Origin of the sequence: Pseudomonas sp. BP8 (assembly GCF_017875955.1) — a bacterium.
Taxonomy (GTDB): domain Bacteria; phylum Pseudomonadota; class Gammaproteobacteria; order Pseudomonadales; family Pseudomonadaceae; genus Aquipseudomonas.
Map to the genome: position 1 here is coordinate 1,859,649 of NZ_JAGINK010000001.1, position 17,971 is coordinate 1,877,619.

Annotated in this window: 19 protein-coding genes; 15 read left to right on the forward strand and 4 right to left on the reverse strand. The window is 63.0% G+C overall.

Going from position 1 to position 17,971, the window contains the following annotated elements; genetic code table 11:
* Window positions 1–91: 91 nt before the first annotated feature.
* The 7 genes from prfB (at window position 92) to J3B00_RS08120 (ending at window position 6,785) form a co-directional block, all read left to right on the forward strand.
* A protein-coding gene (gene prfB / locus J3B00_RS08090; protein ID WP_209866489.1) for a peptide chain release factor 2 occupies window positions 92–1,187 on the forward strand; the annotation gives its coding sequence in 2 pieces (ribosomal slippage) (window positions 92–163 and window positions 165–1,187; 1,095 coding nt in all).
* A gap of 77 nt (window positions 1,188–1,264) precedes the next feature.
* Entirely contained in the window at window positions 1,265–2,767 is a 1,503-nt protein-coding gene (gene lysS / locus J3B00_RS08095; RefSeq protein WP_209866491.1) for a lysine--tRNA ligase, read from the forward strand.
* Between the two features lie 201 nt (window positions 2,768–2,968).
* Window positions 2,969–3,685 (forward strand): TetR family transcriptional regulator, encoded by a 717-nt coding sequence (locus J3B00_RS08100; RefSeq protein ID WP_209866493.1) that lies wholly within the window; start codon window positions 2,969–2,971, stop codon window positions 3,683–3,685.
* A gap of 30 nt (window positions 3,686–3,715) precedes the next feature.
* Window positions 3,716–4,267: a hypothetical protein gene (locus J3B00_RS08105; RefSeq protein ID WP_209866496.1), complete on the forward strand. Its 552-nt coding sequence runs from the start codon at window positions 3,716–3,718 to the stop codon at window positions 4,265–4,267.
* Window positions 4,268–4,289: 22 nt separating this feature from the next.
* Window positions 4,290–5,567 carry a flavohemoglobin expression-modulating QEGLA motif protein gene (locus tag J3B00_RS08110; protein WP_209866498.1) on the forward strand — a complete coding sequence of 426 codons (1,278 nt, stop codon included), beginning with the start codon at window positions 4,290–4,292 and terminating at the stop codon, window positions 5,565–5,567.
* Complete coding sequence (locus J3B00_RS08115) at window positions 5,539–6,462, forward strand: alpha/beta hydrolase (protein WP_209866500.1); 924 nt, start codon at window positions 5,539–5,541, stop codon at window positions 6,460–6,462. The genes J3B00_RS08110 and J3B00_RS08115 overlap by 29 nt, the downstream gene beginning before the upstream one ends.
* Complete coding sequence (locus J3B00_RS08120) at window positions 6,459–6,785, forward strand: hypothetical protein (RefSeq protein WP_209866502.1); 327 nt, start codon at window positions 6,459–6,461, stop codon at window positions 6,783–6,785. The genes J3B00_RS08115 and J3B00_RS08120 overlap by 4 nt, the downstream gene beginning before the upstream one ends.
* 239 nt (window positions 6,786–7,024) lie before the next feature.
* Here J3B00_RS08120 and J3B00_RS08125 read toward each other — a convergent pair whose 3' ends face one another.
* The 3 genes from J3B00_RS08125 to J3B00_RS08135 form a co-directional block, all read right to left on the reverse strand.
* Complete coding sequence (locus J3B00_RS08125) at window positions 7,025–7,813, reverse strand: OmpA family protein (protein ID WP_209866505.1); 789 nt, start codon at window positions 7,811–7,813, stop codon at window positions 7,025–7,027.
* 50 nt (window positions 7,814–7,863) lie between these two features.
* On the reverse strand, window positions 7,864–8,277 hold the full coding sequence (locus tag J3B00_RS08130; RefSeq protein WP_209866507.1) for a DUF4398 domain-containing protein: 414 nt from the start codon (window positions 8,275–8,277) through the stop codon (window positions 7,864–7,866).
* Between the two features lie 325 nt (window positions 8,278–8,602).
* Window positions 8,603–8,950 (reverse strand): pilin assembly protein, encoded by a 348-nt coding sequence (locus J3B00_RS08135; RefSeq protein WP_209866509.1) that lies wholly within the window; start codon window positions 8,948–8,950, stop codon window positions 8,603–8,605.
* Between the two features lie 181 nt (window positions 8,951–9,131).
* On the opposite strand from J3B00_RS08135, the gene ppc reads away from it, so the two are divergent.
* The 7 genes from ppc to J3B00_RS08170 all read left to right on the forward strand — a co-directional run bounded on the left by ppc (window position 9,132) and on the right by J3B00_RS08170 (window position 16,275).
* The gene (ppc, locus tag J3B00_RS08140) at window positions 9,132–11,759 is read left to right on the forward strand and encodes a phosphoenolpyruvate carboxylase (RefSeq protein ID WP_209866512.1); all 2,628 of its coding nucleotides are present in this window, start codon (window positions 9,132–9,134) and stop codon (window positions 11,757–11,759) included.
* A 258-nt stretch (window positions 11,760–12,017) separates the two neighbouring features.
* The gene (adk, locus tag J3B00_RS08145) at window positions 12,018–12,665 is read left to right on the forward strand and encodes an adenylate kinase (protein ID WP_209866514.1); all 648 of its coding nucleotides are present in this window, start codon (window positions 12,018–12,020) and stop codon (window positions 12,663–12,665) included.
* 87 nt (window positions 12,666–12,752) lie between these two features.
* Window positions 12,753–13,427, forward strand: a complete 675-nt coding sequence (tsaB, locus tag J3B00_RS08150) for a tRNA (adenosine(37)-N6)-threonylcarbamoyltransferase complex dimerization subunit type 1 TsaB (RefSeq protein ID WP_209866516.1) — start codon at window positions 12,753–12,755, stop codon at window positions 13,425–13,427.
* Window positions 13,428–13,557: 130 nt separating this feature from the next.
* Window positions 13,558–13,845: a hypothetical protein gene (locus J3B00_RS08155; RefSeq protein ID WP_209866519.1), complete on the forward strand. Its 288-nt coding sequence runs from the start codon at window positions 13,558–13,560 to the stop codon at window positions 13,843–13,845.
* Between the two features lie 3 nt (window positions 13,846–13,848).
* Window positions 13,849–14,718, forward strand: coding sequence for a DUF72 domain-containing protein (locus J3B00_RS08160; RefSeq protein WP_209866521.1), 870 nt, complete (start codon window positions 13,849–13,851; stop codon window positions 14,716–14,718).
* Between the two features lie 30 nt (window positions 14,719–14,748).
* Window positions 14,749–15,579, forward strand: coding sequence for an isocitrate lyase/phosphoenolpyruvate mutase family protein (locus tag J3B00_RS08165; RefSeq protein WP_209866523.1), 831 nt, complete (start codon window positions 14,749–14,751; stop codon window positions 15,577–15,579).
* Window positions 15,580–15,585: 6 nt separating this feature from the next.
* A complete protein-coding gene (locus J3B00_RS08170) occupies window positions 15,586–16,275 on the forward strand; it encodes an extensin family protein (protein ID WP_209866525.1) in 690 nt (229 codons plus the stop codon).
* A gap of 2 nt (window positions 16,276–16,277) precedes the next feature.
* On the opposite strand, the gene J3B00_RS08175 is transcribed toward J3B00_RS08170, so the two are convergent.
* Window positions 16,278–16,898 carry an energy transducer TonB gene (locus tag J3B00_RS08175; RefSeq protein WP_209866527.1) on the reverse strand — a complete coding sequence of 207 codons (621 nt, stop codon included), beginning with the start codon at window positions 16,896–16,898 and terminating at the stop codon, window positions 16,278–16,280.
* A 136-nt stretch (window positions 16,899–17,034) separates the two neighbouring features.
* Here J3B00_RS08175 and J3B00_RS08180 point away from each other — a divergent pair, with 136 nt between their 5' ends.
* Complete coding sequence (locus J3B00_RS08180; RefSeq protein ID WP_245362737.1) at window positions 17,035–17,775, forward strand: class I SAM-dependent methyltransferase; 741 nt, start codon at window positions 17,035–17,037, stop codon at window positions 17,773–17,775.
* Window positions 17,776–17,971 lie beyond the last annotated feature (196 nt).

The following is a 17,971-nucleotide window of genomic DNA, read 5'->3' on the forward strand; positions in this document are numbered from 1 at the left end:
GACTGCTCTACCGCCCGGCGGGTCTGCCGCCATGGGTCAGACTCGTTTATACTCACCGGCTTTTCACCGAATTCGCGCGAGTAGGCTGCCCATGGAAATCCAACCGATCCTCAACACCATCAAGGACCTCACCGAACGTTCCGAATCGATTCGGGGGTATCTTTGACTACGATCACAAAGCTGACCGCCTGATCGAAGTCAACCGCGAGCTGGAAGACCCGGCCGTCTGGAACAAGCCTGAGTACGCTCAGGAGCTGGGCCGCGAGCGCGCCATGCTGGCGCAGATCGTCGGCACCCTGGATGAAATGTCCAGCGGTCTGGCCGACTCGCGCGAGCTGCTCGACATGGCCGTCGAAGAAAACGACGAAGGCGCCGTCAACGACGTCGTTGCCGTGCTCCAGGACCTGGAAGAATCCCTCGCCAAGCTTGAGTTCCGCCGCATGTTCAGCGGTGAGATGGACATGAACAACGCCTACCTGGACATCCAGGCCGGTTCCGGCGGTACCGAAGCACAGGACTGGGCCAACATCCTCCTGCGCATGTACCTGCGCTGGGCGTCCAAGCGTGGCTTCGAAGCCACCATCATGGAACTGTCCGAAGGTGAAGTCGCCGGTATCAAGGGCGCCACCGTACATATCAAGGGTGAGTACGCCTTTGGCTGGCTGCGGACCGAAATCGGCGTGCACCGCCTGGTGCGCAAGAGCCCGTTCGACTCCGGCGCGCGTCGTCACACCTCGTTCTCGGCAGTGTTCGTATCGCCCGAGATCGACGACAAGGTCGAGATCGACATCAACCCGTCCGACCTGCGCATCGATACCTATCGCTCCTCCGGTGCCGGTGGTCAGCACGTCAACACCACCGACTCGGCCGTACGGATTACCCACGTACCGACCAACACCGTGGTCAGTTGCCAGAACGAACGTTCCCAGCACGCCAACAAAGACACCGCCATGAAAATGCTGCGGGCCAAGTTGTACGAGCAGGAAATGCAAAAGCGCAACGCCGCCTCGCAGGCCCTGGAAGACAGCAAGTCGGACATCGGCTGGGGTCACCAGATTCGCTCGTACGTGCTCGACGCGTCGCGGATCAAAGACCTGCGTACCAACATCGAACGCAGCGACTGCGACAAGGTGCTCGACGGCGATATCGACGAATACCTGGAAGCCAGCCTCAAGCAGGGCCTGTAAGCTTTCCGGTTGTTAGCTGCTGCAAGACCCTCGCCCCCGGGCGAGGGCAATGAATCCCTGATGGAAAATGTGACGACATGAGCGACCTCAAACTCGACCCGCAAGACCTGCAACAGGAAGAAAACACCCTGATCGCCCTGCGCAAGGAAAAACTTGCCGCAGAACGCGCCAAGGGTCAGGCCTTCCCCAACGACTTCCGCCGCGACAGCTACTGCAGCGACCTGCAGAAACAGTATGTCGACAAGACCAAGGAAGAGCTGGAAGCTGCAGCGATCCCGGTCAAGGTTGCCGGTCGCATCATGCTCAACCGTGGCTCGTTCATGGTGATCCAGGACATGACCGGGCGCATCCAGGTCTACGTCAACCGCAAGACCCTGCCGGAAGAAACCCTGGCCGCGGTAAAAACCTGGGACCTCGGTGACATCATTGCTGCCGAAGGCACCCTGGCCCGTTCCGGCAAGGGCGACCTGTACGTCGAAATGACCAGCGTGCGCCTGCTGACCAAGTCGCTGCGCCCACTGCCAGACAAACACCACGGCCTGACCGACACCGAGCAGCGCTACCGCCAGCGCTATGTCGATCTGATGGTCAACGAAGAAACCCGCCACACCTTCCGTGTGCGCTCGCAGGTGATCTCGCACATCCGCAGCTTCCTGGCCCAGCGCGACTTCCTCGAAGTCGAGACGCCGATGCTGCAGACCATCCCTGGTGGCGCCGCGGCCAAGCCGTTCGAGACCCATCACAACGCGCTGGACATGGCCATGTTCCTGCGTATCGCGCCTGAGCTGTACCTCAAGCGTCTGGTGGTCGGTGGTTTCGAGAAGGTCTTCGAGATCAACCGCAACTTCCGTAACGAAGGCGTCTCGACCCGGCACAACCCCGAGTTCACCATGCTCGAGTTCTACCAGGCCTATGCCGACTACGAAGACAACATGGACCTCACCGAAGAGCTGTTCCGCGAGCTGGCGCAGCTCGTTCTGGGCAGCACCGACGTGCCGTACGGCGACAAGGTGTTCCACTTCGGCGAACCGTTCGTGCGCCTGTCGGTGTTCGACTCGATCCTCAAGTACAACCCTGAGCTGACCGCCGCCGACCTGCAGGACGTCGACAAGGCGCGCGCCATCGCCAAGCAGGCCGGGGCCAAGGTGCTCGGCCACGAAGGCCTGGGCAAGCTGCAGGTGATGATTTTCGAAGAGCTGGTCGAGCACAAGCTGGAGCAGCCGCACTTCATTACCGAGTACCCGTTCGAAGTGTCGCCGCTGGCGCGTCGCAACGATAACAACCCGAACGTCACTGACCGCTTCGAGCTGTTCATCGGTGGCCGCGAGATCGCCAACGCCTACTCCGAGCTCAACGATGCCGAAGACCAGGCCGAGCGTTTCCTGGCCCAGGTAGCCGAGAAAGATGCCGGTGACGACGAAGCCATGCACTACGACGCCGACTTCGTTCGTGCGCTGGAGTACGGCATGCCGCCAACTGCGGGTGAGGGTATCGGTATCGACCGCCTGGTGATGCTGTTGACCAACTCACCGTCGATTCGCGATGTGATCCTGTTCCCGCATATGCGTCCACAGGCCTGAGTGATCTGAACAAGCCGCCTAATCAGGCGGCTTTTTCATGGATGTAGGCTTATGTTGTCTGTGCCGGCCGCTTCGCGGGGCAAGCCCGCTCCTACAGGATCTGTGCAGTTTTGAATTCGGCGTATACCTGTATGAGCGGGCTTGCCCCGCGAAGTGGCCGGCACAGCCTACGCCAGGCTCAACTGAAACGAGGTATTCACTGTGACACCAGCAAACGCCCAACAAGGTGCGGCCGGCGTGGCCAGCGCCGTCGCCGAAAGTGTGCAGTACCAAGGGCGCAAGACCAGCCGCCAAGGCAGCGAACAGCGCCGTCAGGTGATCCTCGACGCCGCCATGCGCATCGTCGTGCGTGACGGCGTGCGCGGCGTGCGTCACCGCGCAGTGGCCGCCGAAGCGGGTGTACCGCTGTCGGCTACCACCTACTACTTCAAGGACATCGAGGACTTGCTCACCGATACCTTCGCCCAGTACGTCGAGCGCAGCGCAGACTACATGGCCAAGCTCTGGTCCAACACCGAAGTGGTCCTGCGCCAGTTGCTCGCCCAAGGTGATGGTAGCGCCCAGGCCCAGGCGCGCCTGGTTGACGAAGTCGCGCGGATGACCGCCGACTATGTCAGCCGCCAGTTGCACAACCGGCGTGATTTCCTCATGGCCGAGCAGGCCTTCCGCCAGGAGGCGCTGTTGTGCCCGCGGCTGGCTGATCTGGTCCGCGCTCATGAGCAGATTCTCCTGCATGGCGCACGGCAGATGCTCCAGGTGGTGGGTTCACGCCATCCCGAACAAGATGCGCAGATGTTGACGGCGATTATCGAGCAGATGGAATATCAGGGCCTGCTGATCGAGGCGAATGCGCAAGCCGATGGGCAGATGCTCGCTATCCTTACCCGATACCTGCACTTGGTGCTGGCATCGGCCTGAGGCGGTGACCGAACTTTCAAGGAGAGCCTGATGAAAGCCTGGCGTGTGGTGTTGTTGACGTTGTCATTCCTGCTGCTGGGCGGTTGTCTGGTGACCTTTGGTGATCCGCTGCCGGCCAACCAGCCTGCGCCTAAGGCGCTGCTGGGCAACTGGAGCAGCAAGGATGCCTGGGGTGAGCCTTTGAAGCTGAGCATCAGCCGAGCCGGTGGCAACACCTACAAGGCGGTGGCCCGGGCCAAGGGCAAGGCACCTGAAGAATATGCCTTCACCGTTGCCCGGCATGGCAACCGCTGGTACGTGTCAGCCGGGGTGCCGAAGCGCCTGGGCGGTAATTTCCTGATTGGCGGATTCGACGTCAGCCAGGACGGCAACGACCTGGTGCTGTACAACCTCGATGTCGATCAGGTGCAGCAAGCGGTGAGCAGCAAGGAACTGGCCGGTCGCAGCACTGAAGTGCCAGAAGACAATGGCCCAGGCGTGCTGATTGACAGCCCGACCGAGCGCGTCCTGGCTTACCTGGACGACCCGGCCAACTCCGACCTGTTCGTCGAAGTGGCGCGCTTCAAGCGCGCTGGCAAGTAACAGCCGACATAAGGAATTCGGTGTGGACGAGTACCAGCAGACTATCCGTGGGTTGTCCGACCGCATTGTCGCGGCGCAAACCCCCATCCGCGTGCTTGATGCGGTGAAGTGGGACGACAGCATCCGCCAGGGCTTTCTCAAGAGCAAAGGCAAGGAGCCACCCGCCGTTGACCGCGCGTATTATCTGGCGCGTCCGCTGGCGTTTGATTCGGGGGCGGTGAAGGCCGAGTTCCAGAACATCGAGCGCGACATCACCCGCCGGCTTGGCCAGTTCAACCCGGTCGGGCAGATCATGCGGCGCATGTGCAAGGAGTACCGGATGGTCGTGCGCATGCTCGAGGCGCGCGGCACCGAGGACTTTGGCCTGATCTCCCAGGAGCTCTACGGAGCCGCCTCGGATGCCTTCCATGCGGGTGATCCGACCTTGGCCGACCTCGGCCTGATGCTCTCCGACTACCTGAACAACATCGACGGCCGTGGCGACCTCAAGGACGAGCCGAAGAACCTCACGGCCAAAGAGGCGGTGGATATCCTGCAGCGCCGCCTGAACAAGGTGTTCGGCGAGGCCGAGAGCACCATCCGCGTGTTCGAGTCAGACGGCATCGTTGCCGACGCAGCGGCCGGCGCGGACTACATCAAGGTGCGCGCCGACGCCATGTTCAACAGCCGCGACGTGCGTGCGCTGGAGGTGCACGAAGGGTTGGTGCATGTCGGCACCACCCTCAATGGCCTCAACCAGCCGATCTGCACTTTTCTGGCCAAGGGCCCGCCCTCGTCGACCGTGACCCAGGAGGGCCTGGCCATCCTCATGGAGGTGATCGCGTTTGCCTCTTATCCGAGCCGCCTGCGCAAACTGACCAACCGCACCCGCGCCATCCACATGGTGGAAGAGGGCGCAGACTTCATGCAGGTCTATGAGTTCTTCCGTGGGCAAGGCTTCGAGATCGGCCAGAGCTACAGCAACGCCAGCCGGGTATTCCGTGGCTCGGTGCCCAATGGCCTGCCGTTTACCAAGGACTTGTCCTACCTCAAGGGCTTCATCATGGTTTACAACTACATTCAGTTGGCCGTGAAGAAGGGCAAGCTCGAGCAGATCCCGCTGCTGTTCTGCGGCAAGACCACCCTGGAAGACATGCGCACCCTGCGCCAACTGGTCGAGGAAGGCCTGGTCGAGCCGCCCAAGTACCTGCCTGAGCAGTTCCGTGACCTCAACGCGCTGTCGGCGTGGATGTGTTTCTCCAACTTCCTCAATCACCTGAGCCTGGATCGTATTGAAGCCGACTACGCGAACATTCTCTGATACCTGCCGTGGCCTGGCCCTGGGCGTGCTGGTGCTGCTGTTGAGTGGCTGCAGCAGCCTGCTGTTCTACCCTGAGCCCGGCCAGCCCTTTACCCCTGAGCGGGCCAAACTGGCCTATCGCGATGTCACCTTGGTGACCGCCGATGGCGTGCGTCTGAACGGCTGGTGGCTGCCGGTCAAGGCCGGAGTCGAGGTCAAGGGCACGGTGTTGCACCTGCATGGCAACGGCGGCAACCTGCCCGGGCATCTGGGTGGCAGTTACTGGTTGCCGGAGCAGGGCTATCAGGTGTTGATGATCGATTACCGCGGCTATGGCTTGTCGCAAGGCAAACCCGGCCTGCCTGAGGTCTACCAGGACATCGCCGCGGCCATCGACTGGCTGCAACAAGCGCCTGAAGTGCAGGGCAAGCCGCTGGTGCTGCTGGGGCAGAGCCTGGGCGGGGCGATGGCCATTCATTACCTGGCGGCGCACCCCGAGCAGCGCCAGCGCTTCAGCGCATTGGTGTTTGATGGCGTGCCGGCCAGCTACCGCGCGGTGGGGCGTTATGCTTTGAGTGGCTCGTGGCTGACCTGGCCGCTGCAGGTGCCGTTGTCCTGGCTGGTGCCGGATGGCGACAGTGCAATCCGCTCCATCGAGCGCCTGGACAGCCCGCCCAAGCTGTTCTTCCACAGCATCGACGACAACCTGGTGCCGCTCGACAACGGCATCCGCCTTTACCAGCACGCGCCGCCGCCACGGGTATTGCAGCTGACCCGCGGCGGCCATGTTCAGACCTTTGCCGACCCGACCTGGCGTCAGGTGATGTTGCGTTTCATCGACGACCCGAGCCATTTCAATGGTCTTCGCCGCCTGGCGGAAGTGCCCAACTACCCTGACGAGAAGAACAAGCAATGAGTGAAGAACGCAACGCCATCCCGCTGATCCTGACCGGTGTGGGCAGTATCATGGTGACGGTGGGAGCCCTCTGGTATTACGGCTACCTGCACTTTGCCAAGCCTGAGGATGCCTTGTTGCTGCAGGATTTCACCATGCTCAAGACGGTGCCGGGGGAGGACTACAAGGTTTCCCTGCAGCCTGCTGCGCAGGTGGCGCAATGCATGGATGGCGTGCTGGTGCTGTTCGATACCCAGCAGAAGGGCTTGAGTGGGGTGCTGGTGGATGATCGCAAACGGGCGGTGCGGTGTGTGGGCGAAGAGGCGCCGCGGCAGGTGCAGTGAGTATCGCGTGAGCCGGACAGGCGCTGGGGCCGCTGCGCGCCCCTTTCGCGACACAAGGCCGCTCCTACGCCGACCGTGTACATCCCTCTTTGACGGGCAAACGCGGACATTGTGGGAGCGGCCTTGTGTCGCGAAAGGGTCGCGAAGCGGCCCCGATGGTCTTAAGCCAGACGCGAGCAAAAGATACTGGAAACAAAAAACCCCGCCATCAGGCGGGGTTTTTAGTCACGCAACAAGCCTTACTGCGACTGGCTAACCGTACGTGGCGCCACCGGCTGGTTGTCGTTGGAGATAGTCACCTCAACCCGACGGTTCTGCGCACGACCGGAGTTGCTGGTGTTTTCCGCTACCGGATACTCCTTGCCATAGCCTTGGGCAACGATCCGCGCTGGGTCGACACCGGCACGTACCAGGGCCATGCGCACCGCGCCAGCGCGGCGCTCGGACAGGCTCTGGTTGTAGTTGGCCGAACCGACGCTGTCGGTGTAGCCCTCGACGATCACCTTGCGCTCAGGATTCTCGGCAAGGAACTGCGCCAGCTTGGTGACGTTAGGCAAGGCGCTGCTCTTGAGCTCGGCCTTGTTGAAGTCAAACAATACGTCGCCAAAGGTGACCAGGGTGCCGCGGTCGGTCTGCTTGGCGTTGAGGCTGTCCTGAAGCTTCTTGATCTGCGCGTCACGGGCATCCAGGCGGGCCTGGGCACGTTGGGCGGAGGCGTTTTTCAGCTCGCCTTCGGCAGTGCGCAGAGCGATGGTCTGCTTGGCGACTTCGACACGTTGGCTGGTGAGGTAGGCCAACTGGTCGACTTTCTTGTCGTTCTCGCGGTCCATGTAGGCCTTGTCGGCCTTGTTCAGCCAGTCCTGGGCGTCCTTGGTTTCCAGCGCGGCAAGCTTGCTCGACTGCGGGTCGCTCTGCAGCGCGGAGAAGCTGGTGCGGGCCGACTCCAGGTTGGCATTCGGATCATGCGAGCAGGCAGCAAGGCCAACACTCAGGGCCAGCAGGGCAGGGATCATGACGTAGTTGCGCATAATGTTCATCCTTTGATCAGTTACGAAGGCTCAGAGAACGCTGGGCAGGCTCATTGAGCGCTGCGCAGACCTTCCTCACGCAAGTCCTGGACACCTTGGCGGGAGTCCTGCACGGCCTTCTGGGCCTTGGCCGCCTGCGCCTTGCGCTCGGCAACACGGGCGTCCCACTCAGCCTGTTCGGCGAGCAGCTTGGCTTCGTCGTATTTCTTGTCGTGCATGGCGATTTCCGCCTGCTTGAACTTGTCCTGCGCCGCTTTCATCTCGACGGCTGCAAACTCGGTACCGCCAGCACTGACGGCAGAATTCACGGCCGATTGGGTAACGGCGTACTGCTCACTCGGCGGCTTGCCGGCGCAACCGGCCAGTACCAGGCTGCTGCCCAGCGCCAGTGCGGCCAGCTTGAGCCCGCGCAAGTGGAAAGACGAGGTTGGCGAAGTGCGGGTCTTCATGTTGGTCAGCTCCATTGGATCACTCCTGAGATCAATGTCTGTGGCAGTCCATCGCTCTTTCCCTGACAGTGCGCGCTTTACGCTGAGCTGAGCACAACCACTGTGTGCAGGGTTTTAGCGTGATGGCTATTGGCTCGGACTGGAGCGTTTTTCGAATAGTTCCGAAAAAAATACCTAGGCTTGGCAAGTATTTTCTGACTGAGTGGTCAGCGGTTTTTTGCGGAACTTTCAGGGTTCAGAAGGGTAGTGGCGAGGTGATTGTGCAGTGCGACAGTTGCGTGTTGAGTCGCCGTTGCGCCCTGAATGAGGGGCGCAGGGCGCCCCCGCCAAGCTTCTCGCTTCAGTCGGTACGCGGGTCTTCCTCGGTGCTGCTCAGGTTCTGCAGGTGACGCCGGGACAGCGCCAGGAAGCGCGGCGTTGGGCCTATGTCTTCATACAGCGGATCACCTTCCTCATCAGTGGCAATCACTTGTCGACCCTGGACGTACGGGAAGCTCGCCTCGATTTCTTCGAGGGCGGCGGCGACCAGCTCACCAAGCAGCTCTTCAGCAGTACGCTTGGGGTACATGTCGATCAGCGCGGCCAGGCGCGCTTCGGATTCAAGGTCCAGGTGGAGCACATGGCTGGTGGGGCTCAAGCTTCCTGCGGCGTTCTGTTCCCAATGCTGGGCGAGTTCGCGGATTTTCATGGTGACCTCTGTGAAGCCTCGAAAATAGGCGTTGCCTGATTGGGACTGCATGGATACGCCCTGCATTCACTTTAGTTGCTCAACCCGCCTCAGGCTTGCCTAGATGGCGTTGCTGTGGGCACTCTTGGGATGTGCTGGTTCCTGAACGGATGCGCGGACTGCCGCGCCGGAGAGAGGCCTGATGACCGATATCGATGTACGCTTGCGTGAGGATGTCCATCTGTTGGGTGAGTTGCTCGGCGAAACCATTCGCCAGCAGCATGGCGACGCATTCTTGCAGAAGATCGAAGACATTCGGCACAGCGCCAAGGCGGATCGCCGGGGCGGTGCCGAGCAGCTGAGTTCGACCCTCGATGATCTTGCCGATGATCAGTTGCTGCCGGTGGCGCGGGCCTTCAACCAGTTTCTCAACCTGGCCAACATCGCCGAGCAGTATCAACTCATCCATCGCCGCGACCCCGGCCAGCCCGAGCCCTTCGAAGCGCGGGTGCTGCCCGAGTTGCTGGCGCGCCTGAAGCAGGCCGGTCATAGCAATGATGCCCTGGCCCGGCAATTGGCCAAGCTGGATATCCAGCTGGTGCTCACCGCCCACCCGACCGAAGTCGCGCGGCGCACGCTGATCCAGAAATACGACGCCATTGCCGCCCAACTGGCTGCCCAGGACCACCGCGACCTGAGCCCGGCCGAGCGCGAGCAGATCCGCGAGCGCCTGCGTCGGCTGATCGCTGAAGCCTGGCACACGGAAGAAATCCGTCGCACCCGACCCACCCCGGTCGACGAAGCCAAGTGGGGCTTTGCGGTCATCGAGCATTCGCTTTGGCAGGCCATCCCCAATCACCTGCGCAAGGTCGACAAGGCCCTGTTCGAGGCCACCGGCCTGCGCTTGCCGCTGCAAGCGGCGCCTATTCGCTTCGCCTCATGGATGGGCGGCGACCGCGACGGCAACCCCAATGTCACCGCGCCAGTCACCCGTGAAGTGTTGCTGCTGGCGCGCTGGATGGCGGCTGACCTGTTTCTGCGCGACATCGACAGCCTGGCCGCCGAGCTGTCCATGCAGCAGGCCAGTGCGGCCCTGCGCGAGCGTGTTGGCGACAGCGCCGAGCCTTACCGCAGCCTGCTCAAGCAAGTGCGTGACCGGCTGCGCGCCACCCGTGCCTGGGCGCAGGCCTCGTTGAGTGCCAGCCAGCCGCTCAACGCCCAGGTGCTGGTGGACAGCCGTGACCTGATCGAACCGCTCGAGCTGTGCTTCCAGTCCCTGCATGAGTGCGGCATGGGCGTGATCGCCGATGGGCCGTTGCTCGACTGCCTGCGCCGAGCGGTCACGTTTGGCTTGTTCCTGGTTCGCCTGGACGTGCGTCAGGATGCTGCCCGTCACCGTGACGCGTTATCGGAAATCACCGACTACCTGGGGCTGGGGCGCTATGCCGACTGGGACGAAGAACGCCGGGTCGATTTTCTCCAGGCTGAGCTGAGCAATCGCCGGCCGTTGTTGCCGGCCCATTTCACGCCCCAGGCCGATACCGCCGAAGTGCTCGCCACCTGCCGCGAGATTGCTGCAGCACCGGCCGCGTCGCTGGGTTCCTACGTGATCTCGATGGCGGGCGCCGCCTCCGATGTGCTGGCGGTGCAACTGCTGCTCAAAGAGGCCGGCCTGACCCGGCCGATGCGCGTGGTGCCGCTGTTCGAAACCTTGGCCGACCTCGATAATGCGGGGCCGGTGATGCAGCGCCTGTTGGGTTTGCCGGGTTACCGCAGCAGCCTGCGCGGCCCGCAAGAGGTGATGATCGGCTACTCCGATTCGGCCAAGGATGCCGGCACCACGGCGGCGGCCTGGGCACAGTACCGTGCCCAGGAGAACCTGGTGCGCATCTGCCGTGAGCATGAGGTCGAGCTGCTGTTGTTCCATGGTCGTGGCGGTACCGTTGGCCGTGGCGGCGGCCCGGCCCATGCGGCGATCCTGTCGCAGCCACCGGGCTCTGTAGCGGGGCGTTTCCGCACCACCGAGCAGGGTGAGATGATCCGCTTCAAGTTCGGCCTGCCGGGAATCGCCGAGCAGAACCTCAACCTCTACCTGGCCGCCGTGCTCGAAGCCACCCTGCTGCCACCCCCTCCACCGCAGCCGGCCTGGCGCGAGGTGATGGACCAGATGGCGGCTGACGGCGTCAAGGCCTACCGCGCGGTGGTTCGCGAGAACCCTGACTTCGTCGAATACTTCCGCCAGTCGACGCCCGAGCAGGAGCTTGGTCGCCTGCCGCTGGGCAGTCGCCCGGCCAAGCGCCGTGCCGGCGGTATCGAAAGCCTGCGGGCGATCCCCTGGATCTTTGGCTGGACCCAGACCCGGCTGATGCTGCCCGCCTGGCTGGGATGGGAAACTGCATTGAACAACGCCTTGGCCCGCGGCCAGGGCGAATTGCTGACGCAGATGCGTGAACAATGGCCGTTCTTCCGCACGCGCATCGACATGCTGGAAATGGTCCTGGCCAAGGCCGATGCGGAAATCGCCAAGGCCTACGACCAACGTCTAGTGCAACCGCAGCTGCTCCCTTTAGGTGCGCAGCTGCGCGACCTATTGTCGCAGTCATGCCAGGTGGTACTGGGCCTGACCGGGCAGCCGGTGCTACTGGCGCACAGCCCCGAGACGCTGGAATTCATCAGCCTGCGCAACACCTACCTCGATCCGCTGCATCGGCTCCAAGCCGAGTTGCTGGCGCGCTCGCGCAGCCGCGAGGCCGCTCTGGACAGCCCGTTGGAGCAGGCTCTGCTGGTCACCGTGGCAGGCATCGCCGCTGGCTTGCGCAATACCGGTTGAGCGGCCAGCGGTCACCCTCATGACTGATCGGGCACACGGCCGGGTCAGGGCTGGGGAGCGGGGTTGCGCTGAGCGCAACCCCTGCGGCGGCAGGTCGCAAGTGGCGCTTTGCTGCAACTTTGGGACGCTTGTCTGGTCGCCGGGTGCTGTGTATCTTGAGCAGCCTTTTGACCGATTTTCTGGTCGATACCCGATTTTCCGGAATTGGCCCTGACGCCGAATCCATTGATTTGCATAAAAAAATATGAGGAGCACGAGATGCGCGTAATTCTGCTGGGAGCTCCCGGGGCCGGTAAAGGTACTCAGGCAAAGTTCATCACCGAGAAGTTCGGTATTCCGCAGATCTCCACCGGCGACATGCTGCGCGCCGCGGTGAAGGCGGGTACCCCGCTGGGTCTGGAGGCCAAGGCGATCATGGACGCTGGCAAGCTGGTGTCCGACGAGTTGATCATCAACCTGGTCAAGGATCGCATCGCCCAGGCCGACTGCGCCAACGGCTTCCTGTTCGATGGCTTCCCACGCACCATTCCGCAGGCTGAAGCCCTAGTCACCGCCGGCGTCGAACTGGACGCTGTGGTCGAGATCGCCGTGGAAGACGAAGAAATCGTCCAGCGCATCGCTGGCCGTCGCGTGCATGAAGGCTCGGGCCGCGTCTATCACGTCGTGTACAACCCGCCGAAGGTCGAAGGCAAGGACGACGTGACCGGTGAAGAGCTGGTCCAGCGCAAGGACGACACCGAAGAAACCGTGCGTCATCGCCTGTCGGTCTATCACGACCAGACCAAGCCACTGGTCGCCTTCTACCAGAACCTGGCCGCCGCCAACGGCAAGCCGAAGTACAGCCACATCGAAGGTGTTGGTTCGGTAGATGCGATCACTACCAAGGTGCTGGCAGCCCTGAGCTGATCCCTGCCTTGTATTCGACTACGGCCCGCTTGCGGGCCGTAGTCGTTTATACTGGCGCTCTTTCCCTTTTCGCTTGGAAACCGTTCGATGACCACCCTGTTGGCCCTGGATACTGCCACCGAAGCCTGTTCCGTCGCGCTGCTGCATGACGGCAAGGTGACCAGCCACTATGAGGTCATCCCGCGCCTGCATGCGCAAAAGCTGCTGCCGATGATCAAGCAACTGCTGGCTGACGCCGGCGTGCCGTTGAGCGCACTCGATGCCATCGCCTTTGGCCGTGGGCCAGGCGCCTTCACTGGGGTACGGATTGCCATCGGCGTGGTGCAGGGCCTGGCCTTTGCCCTGGAGCGCCCGGTATTGCCGGTTTCCAATCTGGCAGCCTTGGCCCAGGGAGTGCTGCGCGAGCGCGGTATCCAGCAGGTTGCGGCAGCCATCGATGCGCGCATGGACGAAGTCTACTGGGGTTGCTACCAGGCCAGCGAAGGCGAGATGCGCCTGCTCGGACGCGAGGCAGTGCTGGCGCCCGAGCGGGTCGTGCTGCCTGAGGGCAGCAAGGGTGACTGGTTCGGTGCCGGTACTGGCTGGAATTACGCCGAGCGCCTGGCGCCAAGCGTCAGCGCCAGCGACGCCACGCTGCTGCCGAATGCGTTGGACGTGCTCAGCCTGGCAAACTTTGCCTGGGACCGCGGCGAGGCGATTCCTGCCGACCAGGCGCAACCGGTTTATCTGCGTGATAACGTCGCGACGCCCAAGGCGTTCTGACGGCTATTCATCGGCGAGCGACCTTCGCGCTAAACCTTTCGTATGAAATGTGGTCCAGTTATCACAACGGCATTCGCGATGAATCGCGGATGCTGCTAGATTGCCATCATGGGTCCTGAGTGTTCATTTCATGCGTATCGACGGCTTCTCATCACAGTCCTATCCGATCAAGCGCCCAGTGCGCAAGGCACCGGTACGTGAAGAGGCAGTTGAAGATGCCGATCTGGTCGAAGACATCGAAGTGCCTCAGGAGGCCAGGACTCCGCGCCGCAGCGGTGGTCTGCCGGCCCGCCAACAAGACCTGATCTTCCCGCGCGCGCGTGACCGGCGCACGGCGACCGCGCTGGCCAGCTACCTGGCCACGGCTGGCTTCTGCGATTGGGAGATGGAAGTGACAGGGCTTGATCTGTACATTTGATGGATGAATCCATCGCCACTGCCTTACTTTCTCGGTTGTCCGTCCTGGAGCGAAAACGCCTGGCGCGACTACCTGTATCCCGCCGACGCCAAGGCCACTGAATTTCTCGGTTTGTACAGCCAAGTCTTCAATGCTGTTGAAGGCAACACTACGTTCTATGCCCGTCCCGCGCCTGCCACGGTAGAGCGCTGGGCGCAGATCATGCCGGCGCATTTTCGCTTTACTGCAAAATTTCCCCGCGACGTCAGCCATGCGGGAGATCTGCGCGAGCACCTGCAGGCGGCCATCGACTTCACTCGTCTGCTGGCGCCATTGGGCGAGCGGGTCTCACCCTACTGGCTGCAGCTGCCCGCACTGTTCGGCCCCTCGCGGCTGGCGGAGCTGGACTACTTTCTCGAACACATCGGCGTACCGGTCGCGGTCGAAGTGCGTCACCCTGGCTTCTTCGCCCGTGGCGACGAGGAACGTGCGCTCAACCGCCTGCTGCTCGGGCGCGGGGTAGAGCGCATCTGTCTGGATCCACGCGCGCTGTTCAGTTGCAGCTCTGACGACCCTGCGGTTCTTCACGCCCAGGCCAAAAAGCCGCGTGTGCCGCCTCGGCCGGCGGCGTTCAGCCAGCATCCGCAAATCCGCTTTATCGGCCACCCGCGGCTGGAAGCGAACGAGGCGTTTCTGACGCCTTGGGTGGCCAAGGTCGCTGAATGGATCGAGCAGGGCCGCTGCCCGTACATCTTCCTGCACACCTCCGATAACCGCCTGGCCGCTGCATTGGCCCAGCGCTTTCATCAGCGTCTGGGCGAGCGCTTGCCGGGCTTGGCAACGTTGCCGGAATTGCCGCGCGCGCCTGAGGTCGAACAACTGGGACTACTCTGACCACTCCTCAACCTGCCGGAGCCTGTGACCATGGATGTGCAAACCCTGCGAGCCGAGGCCTTCAAGGCACTGCATGAGCGTGACGGTGCTTTCGTCATCCCCAATCCCTGGGACGCGGGTTCGGCGCGACTGTTGGCCAGCCTCGGCTTCGAGGCCCTGGCTACCACCAGCGCCGGCCTGGCGTTCAGCCTGGCTCGCCCGGATGGCGAAGGCGCGCTCAGCCTGGATGAAACCCTGGACAACGCCCGCGCGATAGTCGATGCGACGCCGCTACCAGTTGCGGCAGACCTGGAAAACGGCTTTGGCGACCTGCCGGACGACTGTGCCCAGGCCATTCTGCGTGCCGCAGAGGCAGGCCTGGTCGGGGGTTCGATAGAGGATGCCAGTGGCCGCAGCGAAGCGCCGATCTACGACCTGGGCCTGGCCGTAGAGCGTGTTCGCGCCGCGGTTCAGGCGGCGCGCAGCCTGCCGTTTCCGTTCACCCTGTGTGCCCGCGCCGAAAACCTGCTGCATGGCCGCATGGACCTCGACGACACCATCCTGCGGCTGCAGGCGTATGCCGAAGCGGGTGCCGATGTACTGTATGCACCGGGGTTGCGTAGCGTCGATGAGGTGCGCGCTGTGGTGCAGGCTGTCGCGCCCAGGCCGGTCAATGTGCTGATGGGGCTGGCGGGGGTGCCGTTGAGCGTCAATCAGTTGCAGGATCTGGGCGTGCGCCGTATCAGTGTCGGCTCGTCACTGGCCCGCGCTGCGCTGGGGGCGATGCACCGGGCGGCATTGGAGATTCGTGATCAGGGTACGTTTGGCTACAGCGAACAGGCGTTGCCGTTTGCCCAGCTCAACGACCTGTTCCGTCGCTGAAGCCTGATGCGCTGGTTCGCCTGGCTGCTGTTCGGCCTGCTGCTTGCGGCGGGGCAAGCCTGGTATCTGGGCTGGCGCCCGCCTTCGGCATGGAACCCTTGGGCGGTACTGGATGTGCGTGAGCCGCCCAATCTGCTCAGCCCTTTCAAGTTGTCACGGCTGCGCGATGACCCCGCGCTGTGTCAGCAGGCACTGGCCACCTCGGCACTGCGCTTTCGCCAGCAGGCCGACAGCCCGGTGAGCGCGCGCTGCCCGCTGCAGAATGTATGGCGGGTCGAGGCAGGGCAGGCGCGCTTGAGCAGCAGTTTCCTGGCCACTTGCCCGCTGGCGGTAGCCTACGCCCTGTTCGAGGAGCACGGCCTGCAGCCGGCGGCGCAGCGGGTGTTTGGCCAGCCGGTGACGCAGGTCGAGCACTTGGGTAGCTTTGCCTGCCGCAATGTCTATAACCGCAAGGAAGGCCGCCTCAGCCAGCACGCCACGGCGAATGCCCTGGATGTCAGCGGGTTTCGGCTCAAGGACGGCCAGCGTATCGTTCTCGCTCAGGACTGGCAGGCAGGCGGGCAGAAGGCCGAGTTTCTCCGGCAGGTCCGCCAGGCGGCCTGCGAGAGTTTCAGTACGGTATTGGGGCCAGATTACAACGCGGCTCACCACAACCACTTTCACCTGGACATGGGCCGCTGGCAGATCTGCCGCTGACCTCAGGCGTGAACGCGGACGTTGTTCAGTACGACCGGGCGCGCCCAGTGGGTATCGAACTCGAGGTCGTTCTGCTGCTGCGCCAGGGTGCTGTCGTCAAAGGGTTCGGCGGCAGGGTCGAGCAGGCTCATCTCGAACTCGGCGATCGGCAGGTGCAGGGGGCGCGGGGAGGGCGCGGCCCCCGGTGCTGGCAGCGGTTGGCCGTGGCTCATGACCACCGGGCGCAGCCAGCTGTTGTTGAGGTCGAGATTGCGTTGCTGCTCGATCAGTTCGGCAGCGCTGAAGGGTTCAGGCGCCGGCTCCAGCAGGTTGGCCTCAAGTTCTGCCTTGGGCAGAAACAGCGGCTCGGGTGGAACGACCTGAGTTTCTTTGACCGGGCAGGCGCGCTGTGCGTCGATCAGGGCCAGGGCACGGGCGCCGCCGATCGGTTCGCCGCTGTCCTGGTCATACTGCACCAGCGCCTGGCTGAAGGTGTCTTCTTCCTGACCTTGCTGATCAGCCATGGCCCGGGCAAAGAAATCCTGCCACAGGTGGCTGACGCCGCCGAGTGCCTGGGTATTCTGCCGACCGTAGTTGCCGACGGGCGACAGGTAGGTCAAGCCGATGGGAAGAGTATCTGACATGGCAGTTGCGCGTGTTGTGCTCTGGCAGAATAGCGGATACTGCGTGTATCGGCCGTGGCCGGCGTTTCATTAATTTTTTCGGGTGCGGGAACGGATGGTAGAGCAAGAGCAGGGCACGGGCATCAGGGTCGAGGCGATGGCGCCGCAGTTTCAGGCGCAGGCGGTGGCGTGGGCTGAGCGGCTGGGTCTGCCGCTGGCCGATGATTCGGCTGAGTTCGCCGTGCAGGTCGGCGCTGATGGCCTGCAGGTGCAGCAATTGGGGCCGCAGGCGCCTGGCCCGGTGCGGGTGGACTTCGTTGAGGGGCAGGCGGCGCATCGGCGGCTGTTTGGCGGTGGCAACGGGCAGATGATCGCCAAGGCCGTGGGCATCGCCCAGGGCGTGCGCCCGCAGGTGCTGGATGCCACGGCGGGGTTGGGCAAGGATGCTTTCGTGCTGGCCAGCCTGGGCTGCCAGATGACTCTGATCGAGCGCCAGCCGCTGATTGCCGCGCTGCTCGAGGATGGCCTGGTACGTGGGCGCGGCGATGCTGAGGTGGGGGTGATTGTCGAGCGGATGCGTTTGCTGGTGGGCAATGCCATCGAGCGCATGCGCGGTTGGCAGGGCGAGCCGCCGCAGGTGATCTACCTCGACCCGATGTTTCCGCACCGCGACAAGAGTGCCTTGGTGAAGAAGGAGATGCGCGTGTTCCGGCCGTTGGTTGGAGACGACCTGGATGCACCGGCGTTGCTTGAGGCGGCGCTGGCCCTGGCGTCGCATCGGGTGGTGGTCAAACGGCCGCGCAAGGCGCCGATCATTGACGGTCCCAAGCCGAGTCATAGCCTTGAGGGCAAGTCGAGCCGCTATGACATTTATCCGAAGAAGGCGTTGAAGGGGTAGGGCAGCGCTTTCATACCTTTCGTTGTGCGTTTGGCTTGAGCGTGCTGGGGCCGCTTCGCGGCCCTTTCGCGACACAAGGCCGCTTCCACAAGGGCAGCGGAAGCACAACCGCAACGCCCGCTGCTGATCTGTATTCCTTATAACCCTGATAAAAATGTTGAGGCAGCGGGGAGAGAGCATTTCACAGACACTTTGT